Here is a 270-nt window from a genome sequence, read left to right as displayed (position 1 = left end):
GGGTTGCAGCCTTATGAACTGATCATGGTGGGCGACAACGAGCGCTCCGATCTGCAGATACCCTGCGACAAGGGTTGTGTAGGCTTACATGTTCTGCGCCCGACTGAATTGGCTCGGGGCATGCCGCGCTTGCGCGGGATCGTGGAAAAATACGAGTTTGCCCATGACCTCAATGCCGAGCTGACCCTAGGCTTGTTGTTCAGGCAAAACTTCCCGGCGGTGACGTACCCCGAGCTTAATCCGGGCTCGTTGTTCCAGGCCACTCCATAC

General features: G+C 57.4%; 1 protein-coding gene. It reads left to right on the top strand.

The window, feature by feature from the left end:
- Positions 1-270: hypothetical protein (locus AAEZ05_RS28735; protein WP_350649995.1), on the top strand; the 270-nt coding region annotated here is incomplete at both ends.

The organism is Pseudomonas sp. HY13-MNA-CIBAN-0226, from assembly GCF_040310305.1.
Lineage (GTDB): Bacteria > Pseudomonadota > Gammaproteobacteria > Pseudomonadales > Pseudomonadaceae > Aquipseudomonas > Aquipseudomonas gregormendelii.
Note: the sequence above shows the minus strand (reverse complement) of the source record. Positions and strands in the feature narration are given on the sequence as shown.